The 13,815-nt window shown below is 70.4% G+C and carries 13 protein-coding genes; 12 read left to right on the top strand and 1 reads right to left on the bottom strand.

The features are described 5' to 3' along the window. From ABD378_RS30250 to ABD378_RS30210, 9 genes are all read left to right on the top strand, one after another. Positions 1–608, top strand: a 608-nt coding sequence (locus ABD378_RS30250; protein WP_344525914.1) for an endo alpha-1,4 polygalactosaminidase, incomplete at its 5' end; no start/stop codon positions are given. Between the two features lie 119 nt (positions 609–727). Next, positions 728–2,056: an ABC transporter substrate-binding protein gene (locus ABD378_RS30245; RefSeq protein ID WP_344525912.1), complete on the top strand. Its 1,329-nt coding sequence runs from the start codon at positions 728–730 to the stop codon at positions 2,054–2,056. Positions 2,057–2,111: 55 nt separating this feature from the next. Continuing rightward, positions 2,112–3,062, top strand: coding sequence for a carbohydrate ABC transporter permease (locus ABD378_RS30240; RefSeq protein ID WP_344525910.1), 951 nt, complete (start codon positions 2,112–2,114; stop codon positions 3,060–3,062). After that, positions 3,062–3,952: a carbohydrate ABC transporter permease gene (locus tag ABD378_RS30235; RefSeq protein WP_344525908.1), complete on the top strand. Its 891-nt coding sequence runs from the start codon at positions 3,062–3,064 to the stop codon at positions 3,950–3,952. Before ABD378_RS30240 ends, ABD378_RS30235 begins: the two co-directional genes overlap by 1 nt. A gap of 70 nt (positions 3,953–4,022) precedes the next feature. Further along, entirely contained in the window at positions 4,023–4,979 is a 957-nt protein-coding gene (locus tag ABD378_RS30230) for a carbohydrate kinase family protein (protein WP_344525906.1), read from the top strand. Beyond that, positions 4,976–6,292: an alpha-glucosidase/alpha-galactosidase gene (gene melA / locus ABD378_RS30225; RefSeq protein WP_344525904.1), complete on the top strand. Its 1,317-nt coding sequence runs from the start codon at positions 4,976–4,978 to the stop codon at positions 6,290–6,292. The genes ABD378_RS30230 and melA overlap by 4 nt, the downstream gene beginning before the upstream one ends. 106 nt (positions 6,293–6,398) lie before the next feature. Continuing rightward, positions 6,399–7,265 (top strand): endo alpha-1,4 polygalactosaminidase, encoded by an 867-nt coding sequence (locus ABD378_RS30220; protein ID WP_344525902.1) that lies wholly within the window; start codon positions 6,399–6,401, stop codon positions 7,263–7,265. 179 nt (positions 7,266–7,444) lie between these two features. After that, entirely contained in the window at positions 7,445–7,960 is a 516-nt protein-coding gene (locus ABD378_RS30215; protein WP_344525900.1) for a hypothetical protein, read from the top strand. A gap of 80 nt (positions 7,961–8,040) precedes the next feature. Further along, a complete protein-coding gene (locus ABD378_RS30210) occupies positions 8,041–8,655 on the top strand; it encodes a hypothetical protein (RefSeq protein ID WP_344525898.1) in 615 nt (204 codons plus the stop codon). Between the two features lie 76 nt (positions 8,656–8,731). On the opposite strand, the gene ABD378_RS30205 is transcribed toward ABD378_RS30210, so the two are convergent. Then, on the bottom strand, positions 8,732–9,577 hold the full coding sequence (locus ABD378_RS30205) for an ArsR/SmtB family transcription factor (RefSeq protein WP_344525896.1): 846 nt from the start codon (positions 9,575–9,577) through the stop codon (positions 8,732–8,734). A gap of 352 nt (positions 9,578–9,929) precedes the next feature. Here ABD378_RS30205 and ABD378_RS30200 point away from each other — a divergent pair, with 352 nt between their 5' ends. The 3 genes from ABD378_RS30200 to secD all read left to right on the top strand — a co-directional run bounded on the left by ABD378_RS30200 (position 9,930) and on the right by secD (position 13,774). Continuing rightward, positions 9,930–10,487 (top strand): TetR/AcrR family transcriptional regulator, encoded by a 558-nt coding sequence (locus tag ABD378_RS30200; RefSeq protein ID WP_344525894.1) that lies wholly within the window; start codon positions 9,930–9,932, stop codon positions 10,485–10,487. Positions 10,488–10,897: 410 nt separating this feature from the next. Next, on the top strand, positions 10,898–11,332 hold the full coding sequence (locus tag ABD378_RS30195) for a hypothetical protein (protein ID WP_344525892.1): 435 nt from the start codon (positions 10,898–10,900) through the stop codon (positions 11,330–11,332). 66 nt (positions 11,333–11,398) lie between these two features. After that, positions 11,399–13,774 (top strand): protein translocase subunit SecD, encoded by a 2,376-nt coding sequence (gene secD, locus ABD378_RS30190; protein ID WP_344525890.1) that lies wholly within the window; start codon positions 11,399–11,401, stop codon positions 13,772–13,774. The last annotated feature ends 41 nt before the right edge of the window (positions 13,775–13,815 follow it).

Genomic DNA, 13,815 nt, shown 5'->3' with positions numbered 1-13,815 from the left:
CCCCCGCGCCCGGCCTGTACAACATCTGCTACCTCAACGCCTTCCAGGCCCAGCCCGGGGCCGAAGGGGACTGGGATCCCGACCTGCTGCTGCGGGACGCCGACGGCGATGTCGTGTACGACGGCGAGTGGGGCGAGGCCGTCCTGGACATCCGCACCGCGGGCAAGCGCGAGCGGATCGCCGCCAAGGTCGGCGGCTGGATCGACGGCTGTACCGACAAGGGCTTCCAGGCCGTGGAGCCGGACAACTACGACACCTTCACCCGCTTCCCGGACCTCCTGACGGCCGATCAGGCCATGTCCTACATCGCGCTGCTCTCCGCGCACGCCCACGAACAGGGCCTGGCCGCCGCGCAGAAGAACACCCCCCAGCTGGCCGGTGAGCGCGATCGGACCGGGCTCGACTTCGCCGTCGCCGAGGAGTGCGGCGCGTACGACGAGTGCGGGGAGTACACCGACGCGTTCGGCGACGACGTCGTGGTCATCGAGTACACGGCCGACGGTCTGCACAAGGCCTGCGCGGGCTGGGGCGACCGGCTGAGCATCGTGCGCCGCGACGTCGCCGTGTCACCCGCGGGCAGCAGCGGATACGTACGCCAGACCTGCTGACCCACTGACCCATGGCCGTTCCGCGCGTCCGCGATCCGCGATCCGCGACGCGCGGGACACCTTGCCGTGCGGTTCACCTTCCCGCGCCGCGGGCGCACCCGATCCCCCTGGAGGCAGTGATGACCGCAGGACCCCGAGCGACGGGAAGACCGTCGCGGCGCAGTGTGCTGCGCGCGGGCGGCGCGGCGGCGTTCGTGGCGGGCGGGGGCGCGCTTGCCGGCTGCGGAACGGGGCCCGCCGACGGGGTCGGACCCGACGGGCGGGTGACCATCCAGCTGTGGCACGGCCAGACGGACACCGCCGCCAAGGTCATCAAGGGGCTTGTCGGGCGCTTCCACGCCGCCCATCCGGACATCCGCGTCGACCTGGGCGGCGGTGTGCTCGCCGACGCCATGCTGCAGAAGGTCACCGCCGCGCTCGCCGCGGGCTCCTACCCCGATGTCGCCTACGTCTTCGGCTCCGACCTGGCAAGCGTCGCCCGGAGCCCGGAGGTGGTCGACCTGACCGCCCACGTGCGCGAGGGGCCGACCCCTTGGCGCGACTTCTGGGCGCCGGCCCGGCAGGCCGTCACCATCAACGGCCGGGTCCGTGCGATGCCCGCGCTCCTGGACTGCCTCGCCGTGGTCTGCAACAAGAAGCTGTTCGCCGAGGCGGGGATCGATCTGCCCGAGGCCGGCTGGACCTGGCAGGAGTTCACCGACACCGCCCGCCGGCTGACCGATGCCTCCCGGGGACGGTTCGGCACCGGCTGGCCCGGCACCGGTGACGAGGACACCGTGTGGCGGATGTGGCCGATGGTGTGGGACCTGGGCGGTGACGTGATCGCCGACGACGGGCACGGCATCGGCTTCGCGCAGGAGGGCGTACGCGCCCTTGAGGTCGTACGGGACCTGGCGCGCGACAAGAGCGTCTACATCGACCCCAAGCCCGGCAGCGAGCAGATGTACCAGGTCTTCCTGTCCGGGCGGATGGGCATGGTGCCCACCGGCCCCTGGCAGCTTCCCGACATCGCACAGGCCAAGGTCGACTACCACGTGGTGCCTCTGCCCAGCTTCAGCCGCCGACCCGTGACCATCTCGGGACCCGACACCTGGACGGTGTTCGACAACGGCTCGGCCCGGACGAAGGCGGCCCGCACCTTCGTCACCTGGCTCAACCAACCCGGCCAGGACAGCCGATGGGCCGTCGAGGCGGGCAGCCTTCCGCTGAGCCGCCGCAGCCAGGCCCTTCCGGCCTGGCGGGAGCATGCCGACCGGATGCCCGGCCTCCCGGTGTTCACCGAAGCGGTCGCCGCCGCGCGGGTACGTCCCGTGCACGCCGCCTACCCCCGCATCTCCCAGTCCCTGGGGCAGGCGGTCGTCTCCGTGCTGCTCGGCCGCAAAAGCCCCGCCGACGCGGTGCGCTCATGCGCCGAAGAGGCCAACGCAGCCCTGCTGATCCCGCGTTGAGGACATTGAGGACGTTGAAGACACTGAGGACACTGAGGACGTTGAGGACCCTGATATGCCGCCACTTCCCCGCCCCCTGACCCTGCCGCCGGATCCGTCCGGCCGACGTGCCCTGCGCCGCCGGCGCCGCGGTGAGACCGCCACCGCCTGGGCGTTCATCTCCCCCGCGGTGCTCGTCATCCTCGGCCTGAGCGTCCTGCCCGTCGTGTGGTCGCTGCTGCTGTCCTTCCAGGCCAACGACCTGGTCACGCCGAGCCGTTGGGTGGGGCTCGACAACTACCGCGCGCTGTCCCAGGACCCGCACTTCAGCCAGGCCGTGCGCAACACCCTGCTCTACACCCTCTTGTACGTGCCTTTGAGCATCGCCATCGGACTCGCCCTCGCCCTGGCGCTGAACCGGCGGATCCGGTTCGTCGGCCTGTACCGCACCTTGTTCTTCGTGCCGTTCGTCATCTCGGCCACCGCCCAGGGCGTGCTGTTCTCCTTCATACTCGACCCCGACTTCGGGGCGGCCAACTCCGTCCTTCACCACCTGGGAATCTCGCCGCAGGGCTTCCTCACCGACTCGTCGCAGGCGCTGTTCGTGCTGGTCGCCATCACCCTGTGGAGCGGCACGGGGCTGTGCACCGTCATCTACCTGGCCGCGCTCCAGGACGTCGATCAGTCGCTGATCGAGGCGGCCCGCCTGGACGGCGCGGGGCGGTGGCATCTGCTGCGGCACGTGACGCTGCCCGCGCTCTCCCCGGTCAGCGTGTTCCTGCTGCTGTGGCAGACCATCCAGTCCCTCCAGGTCTTCGACCTCGTCTATGTGACCACCAAGGGCGGGCCCCTCGGCTCGACGACGGTGATCGTCTACTTCATCTGGGAGCAGGCCTTCAAGAACTTCACCGCCGGGTACGGCGCCGCGGCCGCCTACGTCCTGGCGCTCGCCCTGTTCGTGGTGGCCGCCGTGCTGCGCGTGGCCCGAGGCCGTGAGCGCACCCTTCGTACGAAAGCAGCCGCCTGATGACCGCGACCACCACCGCGCCCGGGAGCACCGCACGCCGGACCACCGAGCCCGCGGCTGTGCGCCACCGCCGCTTCAGGCTGCCCTTCAGCGGCTGGCACGCGCTGCTCGCACCGCTGGCGCTGCTCTTCGCGGTGCCGCTGATCTGGCTGCTCCTGAGCTCGGTGATGAGCAACGCGGAGATCAACCGTTTCCCGCCCGCGCTGTGGCCCTCCGGGATCGACCTGGGCGGCTACCGCTACGTCCTCGGCAACGCCATGTTCCCGCGGTGGCTGCTGAACTCGGCGATCGTCTCCGCCGTGGCCGTCGCCTCGAACCTCGTCTTCGGCGCCCTCGGCGGCTACGCGTTCGCGCGGATGCGCTTTCGCGGCTCGCGGACGCTGCTCGTGCTGATGCTGGCGACGATGGCGGTGCCCTTCCAGCTGACGATGATCCCGACCTTCCTGGTGATGAAGAAGCTGGGCCTCATCGACACCCTCGGCGCGCTGATCGTGCCCTCCCTCGTCACACCGTTCGCGGTCTTCCTGCTGCGGCAGTTCTTCCTCTCCCTGCCCAGGGAGCTGGAGGAGGCCGCCTGGATCGACGGCTGTTCGAGGCTGCGGGTCCTGTGCGCGATCGTGCTGCCGCTTGCGCGGCCCGCCCTTGCCACGGTGGCCGTACTGACCTTCCTCACCACGTGGAACGACCTGACCTGGCCGCTGATCGCGATCAACCACGACACCCAGTACACGCTGCAGTTGGGTCTGACCACCTTCCAGGGGCAGCACCACACCCGCTGGTCCGCGGTCATGGCGGGCAATGTGATCACCGTCCTGCCGGTCCTGCTCGCGTTCCTCGTCGCGCAGAAGGCCTTCATCCGCTCGGTCACCTCCAGCGGCCTGAAGGGCTGACCCTCCCCGCCCCTCCCCTCCCGCTCCTCTCCTCCCGTCCCTCTCCCCTCGCACGATCCGAAGGAACTCGATGCCCCACTCGTACGACCTGCTCGTCATCGGGGACGCCAACCCCGACGTGATCCTGGGCCCGCTGAACGGCCCGCTCGCCTTCGGCCAGCGCGAACAGCTCGTCGATGCCGGGTCCCTCACCCTCGGCGGCTCGGCCGCGATCATGGCGTGCGGGGCCGCGCGCCTGGGATTGAAGGTGGCCTTCGCCGGTCGCGTCGGCGACGACGACGCGGGCCGCTACCTGCGCGACGCGCTCACCGCCCGCGGCGTCGACACCCGGGCGCTGCACCTGGACGCCTCCCGGCCGACGCCGCTCACCGTGGTGCTGACGCAGGGCGACGACCGCGCCATCCTCACCGCTCCGGGCACCCTGACCGCCATCAGCGGCGACGACGTCCCGACGGAACTGCTCGCCGACTCCCGGCATGTCCACGCCGCCTCGTACTTCCTGCAGCCCCGCCTCGCCGCCGACCTGCCCCAGCTCTTCCGCACCGCGCGATGGCACGGCGCGAGCACATCCTTGGACACCCAGGACGACCCGTCGGGGCAGTGGGAGCCGACGGCCATCGACGCCGTCCTCGCCGAGACCGACATCCTGCTGCCCAACGCCCAAGAAGCCCTTCACCTGGCCGGGCTGCCGTCCGGCAGTCCACGGCAAGCGGCTGAACTGCTCGCCGCCCGCGTCCCGTTGGTCGCCGTCAAGAACGGCGCCGCGGGCGCCCTGTGCCACAACGGCCACACGCTGCTCACCGCACCGGCCCTCCCCCTGACTCCCGTCGACACCGTCGGCGCCGGAGACAGCTTCGACGCCGGGTTCATCGCCGCCCTCCTCGAAGGACGGCCCCCGCACGAGGCACTGCGGTTCGCCGCGGCCTGCGGATCCCTGTCCACCCGCGCCAACGGCGGCACCCCGGCCCAGCCCACGCGAGACGAAGTCCTCGCCCACACCACTCTGAGCGGAGCGCACGTCTCATGAACCACCCCAAGATCGCCTTCATCGGTGCCGGCAGCGTCGTCTTCACCCAGGGCCTGCTCGCCGACCTCTTCGCCTTCCCCGAGCTGAAGGGCGCCCACATCGCCCTGCACGACATCGACCCCGAACGCCTGACCACGGCGCAGGCCGCGGCCGACCACATCGCCGAGCACCTCGGCGCGCACGCCACCGCCACCGTCACCGGCCACGCCGACCGCCGCGAGGCCCTGGCAGGCGCGGACTTCGTCATCAACATCGTGCAGGTCGGCATGGGCGAGGCCACCCGCACCGACTTCGAGGTCCCCGCCCGCCACGGGGTGCGCCAGACCATCGGCGACACCCTCGGCGTCGGCGGCATCTTCCGCGCGCTGCGCACCTTCCCGCTCCTGAAGGCACTCGGCGATGACATCGCCGAACTGTGCCCCGAGGCATGGCTCCTGAACTACACCAACCCCATGGCCATGAACATCCAGTACCTCACCGAGGCCACAGGGCTGACCCGGGTGGTGGGTCTGTGCCACTCCGTCTACTGGACGATGCGGGACCTGGCCGAACTTGTGAACGTCCCGTACGAGGAGATCACCTACCGGGCGGCGGGCGTCAACCACCAGGCGTGGGTGCTGAGGTTCGAGCACCAGGGCAGCGACCTCTACCCCCGGCTCGACGAACTCATCGCGCGGGACGCGCAGTTGAGGCGCCGGGTCCGCGTCGACATGTACCGGCGGCTCGGCTACTACCCCACAGAGACCAGCGAGCACTCCTCCGAGTACGTCCCCTGGTACCTGCACCACGACAGCGAGATCGAGCGCCTGCGCCTGCCGGTCGGCGCCTACCTCGGCATCGTCGACGAGAACGTAGCCGCCTACCACCACACCCGCGACGCCTTGGCCACCGGCGAACCGCTCACCGTCGAGGGCACCATGGAGTACGCCCCGCAGATCATCCACAGCATCGTGACCGGCACCCCGCGCACCGTCTACGGCAACGTCCCCAACCACGGCCTGATCGACAACCTCCCGGGCCACGGCGTGGTCGAAGTGCCCTGCCTCGTCGACGCGTCCGGCATCCAGCCCACCCGCGCGGGATCCCTGCCCCCGCAGCTTGCCGCGCTCAACCGCGCCTACCTCAGCATGAACGACCTGGTCGTCCGCGCCGCCATCGACGACGAACCACGCCACATCCGACAAGCGGCGATGACCGACCCGGCGACCGCCGCGGCCCTTCCCGTGGAGCAGATCTGGCGGCTGTGCGACGACATGGTCCGCGCGCACACGGACCGCCTCCAGCCCGCCCTGCGCCAACTCCTGGGCGACTGACATACGTAAGATCGACATCGCGTCACATTTCGGCACGGAAACGGGCTGACGGCGCGTTGACCCGGCGGCGGCCTTCACCGGCTGCCGCCCCGAACGAAAGTCGCCCATGCACCGCCCGTATCGCCCGCACCGCCCGCACCGCTCGCGCCCGGGCCGGCTGGCCGCCTGCGCCGCCGCCCTTTTCCTGGCCGCCGCCTGCGCCACCGACGACGGCAAGGACACCCCGGCCGCCACGGAGCGGGCGGAGGCCGTGCGCACACCGGAGGCCGACGCCGTCTTCGACTACCAACTCGGCGGCCCGTACGCGCCTGACGACGCCGTACAGGCGGTCTCGCGCGACCGCTCCGCCGAGCCGGCCAAGGGCCTGTACAACGTGTGCTACGTCAACGCCTTCCAGACCCAGCCGGGCGACGACGCCATCACCTGGTGGAAGAAGAAGCACCCCGATCTGCTCCTGAAGGACGACGACGGCTCCCTGGTGATCGACGACGACTGGGAGGAGCCGCTCCTGGACATCTCCACGCCCGGCAAGCGCCGGGAGCTCATGGACGTCGTCGGGCCGTGGATCGACGGCTGCGCGGAGTCGGGCCACGACGCCGTCGAGCCCGACAACCTGGACTCCTACGAGCGTTCCGACGATCTCCTCACGCCTGAACACGCCGCCGACTTCGCCAAGTTGCTCGCCGAGCGGGCCCATGACCGTGGTCTGGCCATCGCCCAGAAGAACACCACCGACCTCCTTCCTGAGCGCGACCGCATCGGGTTCGACTTCGCCGTCGTGGAGGAGTGCGCGGCGTACAAGGAGTGCGGCGACTTCGCCGACGCCTACGACGACAAGGTCTTCGCCGTCGAGTACACCCGCGAGGACTACCGCAACGCCTGCGACGCCTGGGGGCCTCGCCTGTCCATCACACTGCGCGACCGCGACGTCACCCCCAAGGGCACAAAGGGATACGTCTTCGCGCAGTGCTGATGCCCCCGCCCGCTCCTGACCGTTTCACCCTTCGTCGTGCCCGAAGAGGGCTCTCCCGGCGCCCGGGTTGCCTCAACCACCCGCACGGGCAACGGAATTCGGGATTCCATCCGCGAGTACGGGACCGGATCCACTACACAGGAAGGTGATGTGCCCACGCCAGAAATGGAGGTATCCGTATGGCGATACGGATCATGCACCGCAACCGTTTGACGGGGGTCGCGCTCGCCGTCACCACCGGCCTCTTCTGCACCGTCTCGGCGCAGTCGGCCGGGGCGGACGAACCGGCCGCACGCCACTGCGTTCTGGACGCGTCCACCGGAAAGCAGCGCTGCTTCGACACGTTCACCGCAGCCATGGACCTGGCCAAGGCCAGGACCACGGCCAAGGGAGACACGGCAGCGGCCGGGGATGTCATCCAGGGAACGTTCTTCACGGACCCCGGCTTCTCCGGTGACTCTCTCACCATCAGCGGGCCCTCACTGTGCGAGAAGGACGGCTGGGTCAACTGGCAGTACGACCTCGGCGACGACTGGAAGAACCGCATCTCCTCGGTCCAGCCCTGGGGCAACTGCGCGATCTGGCTCTACCCGGAGCCCGGTCTCGGCGGCGACCGCGACGGACCGTTCGACGAGAACACCGCCGACGTCGGCCAGATGATGAACGACCGCACCCAGTCCATCGGCTTCAGCTAGAGCGTGCGGCCGGAGCGCTGCCGCTCTCGCACACGCCGTACCCCCCACCTGCTTCACCTTCCCCCCACTGGAGATCACACATGATCACCCGTACCCGTCTGACCGTCCTGCTGGCGGCGATGGCCACCGCGGGCGGCATGGCCCTCGCGCCCGCCGCGCAGGCCGACGAAGAGCCCCCCACCATCCGCGAGTTGCTCGACAAGTGCGACAACGGCACCGACTCGTGCGTCTTCCACCCCGAAGGGCCCGGCACCGATTCGATGGGCGAGGCCCACCAGGTGGGTGACAGCGCCTACAACTGCACGCCGGACCTGCAGCGCTCCAGCATCTCCTGGGCCGACACGACCGGCGAGTCGAACAGCGTCGGAGTCTCCCTCAGCGCGGAGTACGGCTTCGCCGAGGTCTTCAAGGTGAGCATCGAGACCTCCTACGGGCACACCTGGGAGAGCTCGCACACCGAGACCGACACCACCAACGTCGACGTCCGCCCCGGTGAGGTCGGCTGGGTCACCAGGGAATCCCAGATGCAGCGCGTCAAGGGCACCTACGAGCTGCACTTCCCGGACAGGTTCCACGGCCACTACATCTGGTACGCCCCCTTCGACGCGACCGGCCCCAAGCCGGACGCGCCCAGCACCAAGACACAGCACACCCGCCCCATGACGGAGCAGGAGAAGGCCGAACACTGCGGCTGACTCACCCACCCCGCCACCCAGGCCTCTCAGGCCTGGGTGGCCCCCTCGATGCGCCCGCTTGCTGATCTCGCGCCGGTCAGCCCACCAGCACTCCGGTGAGCAGATGGCTCCCGAGCTGGGTGAGTGTGTGGTGCATGTGGTGACGTTCCCTGGTGCTGGCGATGAGACCGGCGCGGCGCAGTACGGAGGCGTGCTCGCTCGCGGAGGACAGGGAGACTCCTGCGCAGCGCGCCAACTCGCTGGTGGTACAGGGCACTTGGAGTGCCTCCAGGACCGCAGCGCGGGTATGGCCGAGCAGCGGGGCCAGCCTGGCGTCCGGGGTGGCGAGCGCCTCTGGGTAGCGCAGTCGGGCGGGATAGACCAGGACCGGCCACAGATTCTCGTCCAGGAGGGCCACCGGCGTCCGGCGGCAGAAGTACGAGGGCACGAACAGCAGCCCGCGCCCCGCCAGCTGCACATCGCGTTCGACGGGGTAGTCGGCGAGCAGGACCGGGGGCTGCCAGCGCAGCACGGGCGCGAAGGTGCGCAGCATCTCTTCGGTGCCCAGGCGGCACTGGGTCTCGGTCCGATACCGCCGGTCGCCCTCGATGCGCGATGAGATGTCCCGCCAGGCGGGTTCCAGGACGGATGCGTGGTACTCCCGCAAGGCCTGGCCCAGGCGGTGCAGGGTGCTCACTTCGCCTTCGGCGAGTCTCCTGGCCCAAGGGGGCAACGGATTGTCGGACGCCAACAGGCCTACCTCAGTGCGCAGTTGGCTGCGCGGAGTGGAGAGCACCGCGTCGATCCCGCACTCAAGACCCCCTGAACCCTCCGCGGGAGTGAGGAAGTCCGGAAAGTAGCCGCGGGGCGGCATCAAAGGCGACAGGATCCGCAGCGTGCGGGCGGCGCGCGCAGACCTGCGGCGCCGCCAGCCGTCCAGCACGGGTTCCCGCCTCCTCTCGCGGAGTTGGTGCAAGCTGAGAACGGTTTCCCACAGTGGGTCCGGTTGTTCGGCGATCCTGGTGCGGGCCAGGTCTCCTGCACTGAAATGGATACGCAACACGGCTTCCCCCGATAGTCGGCCACGGCGTCTATTTTTTGAAGTACGCGTGTCCCGGACCGTCCGACGAGCCGGAACACCACTGCCTTATATTGGGACGATAGTGACGAGAACCGCGGTTCTCAAGCCGCCGCAAGGGTGACGCAGATACTGAAGCCGCTTTCAGGACACGAGAGTTGGACTGCGGCTCGGACAGGTTGGACAGGTTGGACAGGTTGGACAGGAGCGACAGACCATGCCTGACGCAGCGCGCGCCCACGTGGTCGCGGTGGCCGACGAGTTGTTCTACGCGCACGGCGTCCACGCGGTGACGATGCGGCGCGTCCGGGACACCGCGAGGGTTCCGCTCAAGCGGCTCTATGAGATGTTCCCGTCCAAGGACACGCTGCTGGCAGCCTGCCTCACCCGCCGCGACCTGACGGCCCGGTCGGCGATAGCGCAGCGGATCGAGTCGATCGAGGATCCGGTGGCCAAGGCCCTCGGCCCCTTCGACTTCCTGAACGACTGGTTCCACCAACCAGGGTTTCACGGCTGTGTGTTCGCCGGGGCGTTCGGGGAGGCGGGCGCCGCGTCACCGGTCGTCGTCACCGCGGTGCAGACACACAAACATGCCCTGCGTGAGCTGCTGACCGAACTGGTGGCGAAGACGGGCGTCCGGGACGCGGCGGCAGCGGGGGCGCAGTTGGCGGTGCTGTTCGACGGTGCGATGGCCATCGCCACCTTCACCGGCGACACCGACGCAGCGCTCCACGCCCGCCGGGCGGCACAGGCCGTGCTCGCCACCTCGACCTGATCGCGGGATGCCCGCCGCCACGGCCGCACGGCCCGCGGCGCCAGGGCCGCGGGCCACGCGTGTGCCAGGAGATGGTTGCGCATGTGTCTGTGCACCCCCGTGCCCTCAGATCCCCCAGAACCCTCAGAACCCTCAGATCCCCCGTTCGCGTCCCAGAGCCGTACTGCGGCCTGGCTGCGGCCTCCGGCGAAAGCCTGCCGCCCGCGCGCATGGCGCCGGTAGCTGTTTCGGGCACATCCGAAACAGCGGGCCCAGGTCGCCTTCGCCTCCGCACTCCCCGCCCGCCACCGCCGCCGGTTGCATAGGCTGGTGGAGGCAGTGCACCGGCAGCCCGTCGCCGGACGCCCTGTTCGCCGACGCACCGATCTCCGATCCGGGACCAGGTCCACCGCACGAGCAGGGAGGCAACCGTGCCGCAGCGCGCGACGCCCCTCTCGCCTGCCCGGGACTCGCGAGCCTCGCGCGTTCTCGTGCTCGCCTCCGCGGCGTTGCTCGCGCTCGTCACGCTGTTCGTTCCCTCGGCGTCGCTCTCCTCCCTCACGCCGCAGCCCGACGCCCCGTCGGCCGCCGCCCAATGGTGCGAGCAGCCGCAGGGCCGGCCCGGCCCGCACGCCGCCCTCCTGAACACACCCGCGGCCCGCGGTACACCGCCTGACGCGGCCCCCTTCCCTCACCCCGGGCTGATCACCGCCACGGCGACCGATTCGGCGTCACACCGCAGCCTCGGCGGACCGGACCAAGCGCTCTCGCAGGCCCCGTCCGACGCACAGAGTTCCGACGGCCCGGGCGCACCCCGTGCCCCGCCGTGTGCTCCACGCAGCGAACTCACCTTCGTCAGCGCCTGACCCGTCCGCGCACCACGTGCGGGGCGGTCGGGCCGCTGCCCCTTCGTCCTGCCGTGGAGCAGTCTCATGTCTCAGACCAAGTCCCGTGCGCCCTTGTGGCGTGCACTGTTCGCACTCGCGGTGATCGCCGCGTCCCTCGCCATCGCTCTCACCCAATCCGCCCGCCTGGGTCTCGACCTGCGGGGCGGCACCCAGATCGTCCTGGAGACCAAGGACTCCGCCGACCGCCCCGACCGCCCCGACCGGAAGATCAAGGCCGATCCCCGGTCCACCGACCGGGCCCTGGAGGTGCTGCGCCAACGCGTGGACGCGCTCGGTGTGTCCGAGCCGAGCCTGTCCCGCTCGGGCGACAACCGCATCATCGTCGAGCTGCCGGGAGTCCAGGACCCGCGCGAGGCGGCCGACGTGATCGGCCGTACCGCCCAGTTGACCATCCATCCCGTCTCCGGCGTCACCGACCGAGCCCCCGCGGGCGACGGCCGCAGCGCCGCCGACGGGTCCCGCACACTCCCCGATCCCGACCAGAAGGGCGCCTACCTGCGGCTCGGGGCGTCCGCGTTGACCGGCGACGGGGTGAAGGACGCCGAGGCCGCCTTCGACCAGCAGGGGATGGCGGGCTGGACCGTCGGCCTCACCTTCCGCGATGACGCGAGCGGTGACTGGGCCCGCGTCACCGGCGACGCAGCCTGCGCCGCCCAGGGTTCTCCCGAGCGGCGCGTGGCCATCGTCCTCGACGACAAGGTCATCTCCGCGCCGGGCATGAACCCCGAGGTGCCCTGCGACACCGGCATCACCGGCGGGGACACGCGTATCACCGGCGGGTTCTCCCAGGAACAGGCCCGTGACCTGGCCGCGCTGGTGAAGGGCGGCGCCCTGCCGGTGCCCGTCGACGTCGTCGAGCAGCGGACGGTCGGCGCGACGCTCGGTGCCGACGCCATCGCCGCGTCGACACAGGCCGCGCTCATCGGGCTCGCCCTCACCGCTCTGTTCATCATGGTCGTCTACCGACTCCTCGGAGCCCTCGCCACCCTCGCGCTCGCGCTCTACGGACTCATCTCCTATGCGGCCCTCGTCGCCCTGGGGGCGACGCTCACGCTGCCGGGTCTCGCCGGCTTCGTACTGGCGATCGGCATGGCCGTCGACGCGAACGTACTCGTCTTCGAACGGGCCCGCGAGGAGTACATCGGCGCACGGACGAAGTCGCTCGACAAGCCCCTCGCCCGCGGATTCGGCAAGGCGTGGAGCGCGGTCATCGACTCCAACATCACCACGCTGCTCGCCGCCGGCCTGCTGTTCTTCTTCGCCACCGGCCCCGTCAAGGGGTTCGGTGTGACGCTGTCCATCGGTGTCGTCGCGTCGATGGTGTCGGCGCTCGTCATCACCCGGGTGCTCGCCGAATTCGCGCTGCGGCGCCGCTCCGTGCGCAAGCGGCCCGGCATCACCGGTATCACCTCGACGGGGCGCGTGCGCGCGTGGCTGGCGCGGCGCGACCCGCAGATCGTGCGGCACCGCAGGCGCTGGCTGGGGGTCAGTGCGCTGCTCGTGGTGGTCGCGACCGCCGGGATCGTCCTGCGCGGCCTCGTCTTCGGTGTCGAGTTCACGGGCGGTCGGCTCGTCGAGTACTCCACGAGCCGGACGGTCGACGTCGACACGGCCCGGACCATCGTGGCCGACGCCGGCTTCCCCCGTGCCGTGGTCCAGGAGTCCGGCGACGACGACATCTCCGTACGCACGGGTGAGCTCACCGACGACGAACAGCACGCCATCAAGCGCGCGTTGGAGAAGCCGGGCGGTGAAGTGACGGTCGAGCGCGACGAGATGATCGGCCCGAGCCTCGGTGACGAGCTACGCACGAAGGCGCTGATCGCGCTGGGGATCGCCGTCGCCGCACAGCTCATCTATCTGAGCGTGCGGTTCCGGTGGACGTTCGCCGCGGCGGCGGTCAGCGCGATGGTGCACGACGTACTGGTCGTGGTGGGCCTGTTCGCCTGGCTCGGCAAACCGGTGGACAGTGTTTTCCTCGCCGCGCTGCTTACCGTCATCGGCTACTCGGTCAACGACACCGTCGTCGTCTTCGACCGCGTGCGGGAGGCGCGGCGGCGCGATCCCCGCATGGACCTGGAACGCACCGCCAACCGGGCCGTCCTGCAGACCCTGCCGCGCACCGTCAACACCGGCATGGGGGCGCTCTTCATCCTCGCCGCCCTGGCCGTGCTCGGCGGGGACTCGCTCGCCGACTTCTCGCTGGCGCTGATCGCGGGAGTGGTGATCGGCACGGTCTCCACCGTGTTCACCGCGGTGCCGACAGCGGTGACACTGGAGCGACGCCGCCCTGCGCGGGAGCGTCGTCGTGATCGCGGGCGGTTCACCGGGGGCGGAAAGGGCCAAAGCCCCCTCGATGCGCGGCGCGCGGCCCGGGACGACACCGGCGCCGTCGTCTGAAAGCTCCTCAGCAAGAGTGGTCCCCGGGCCTCCGCCGAGCG

The sequence above is a fragment of the Streptomyces rectiviolaceus genome, assembly GCF_039533825.1.
GTDB classification, from domain to species: Bacteria; Actinomycetota; Actinomycetes; order Streptomycetales; family Streptomycetaceae; genus Streptomyces; species Streptomyces rectiviolaceus.
The sequence above is the reverse complement of the archived record's forward strand: the minus strand, read 5'-3'. Positions and strand labels throughout refer to the sequence as shown.

What these genes read in the sequence shown, in the direction of transcription:
- ABD378_RS30235 (WP_344525908.1), top strand. Translation starts at nt 3,062, where the DNA reads ATGACCGCGACCACCACCGCGCCCGGGAGCACCGCACGCCGGACCACC.
- ABD378_RS30230 (WP_344525906.1), top strand. Translation starts at nt 4,023, where the DNA reads ATGCCCCACTCGTACGACCTGCTCGTCATCGGGGACGCCAACCCCGAC.
- ABD378_RS30245 (WP_344525912.1), top strand. Translation starts at nt 728, where the DNA reads ATGACCGCAGGACCCCGAGCGACGGGAAGACCGTCGCGGCGCAGTGTG.
- ABD378_RS30220 (WP_344525902.1), top strand. Translation starts at nt 6,399, where the DNA reads ATGCACCGCCCGTATCGCCCGCACCGCCCGCACCGCTCGCGCCCGGGC.
- ABD378_RS30240 (WP_344525910.1), top strand. Translation starts at nt 2,112, where the DNA reads ATGCCGCCACTTCCCCGCCCCCTGACCCTGCCGCCGGATCCGTCCGGC.
- ABD378_RS30200 (WP_344525894.1), top strand. Translation starts at nt 9,930, where the DNA reads ATGCCTGACGCAGCGCGCGCCCACGTGGTCGCGGTGGCCGACGAGTTG.
- secD (WP_344525890.1), top strand. Translation starts at nt 11,399, where the DNA reads ATGTCTCAGACCAAGTCCCGTGCGCCCTTGTGGCGTGCACTGTTCGCA.
- ABD378_RS30215 (WP_344525900.1), top strand. Translation starts at nt 7,445, where the DNA reads ATGGCGATACGGATCATGCACCGCAACCGTTTGACGGGGGTCGCGCTC.
- melA (WP_344525904.1), top strand. Translation starts at nt 4,976, where the DNA reads ATGAACCACCCCAAGATCGCCTTCATCGGTGCCGGCAGCGTCGTCTTC.
- ABD378_RS30210 (WP_344525898.1), top strand. Translation starts at nt 8,041, where the DNA reads ATGATCACCCGTACCCGTCTGACCGTCCTGCTGGCGGCGATGGCCACC.